The sequence below is a fragment of the Achromobacter sp. SIMBA_011 genome (assembly GCF_046535435.1).
Classification (GTDB): Bacteria; Pseudomonadota; Gammaproteobacteria; order Burkholderiales; family Burkholderiaceae_B; genus Achromobacter; species Achromobacter dolens.
On record NZ_JAWRWN010000811.1, the window covers coordinates 1 to 255 of the forward strand.

Sequence of the window (255 nt, forward strand, 5' to 3'; positions counted from 1 at the left end):
GCACGCGATCGGCGTCGAGCATGCAGAGCGCGAGGCGGCGCGCCTCGTCGAACGCGTCGCCGGTCAGGATGAAGTCGAGATGCTCCTGGAAGCGGAACGGCGTCAGCTCGGGAAAGCGGTGCGCGGGGACGTCCTCGAGATCGAGCGGATCGACGTCGAGATCGGCGCGCAGGAACGTCTGGCTGAAGTTGATCACGATGAAGTGCGCGCCGTCCGGATGCGGAATCAGGTGCTCGCGGTGCGGCAGCACGAACG

At 67.1% G+C, this 255-nt stretch carries 1 pseudogene; it reads right to left on the reverse strand.

What is annotated here, in order from left to right:
• A pseudogene (locus SB816_RS33240) lies at positions 1 to 255 on the reverse strand (AraC family transcriptional regulator); the annotation flags it as partial.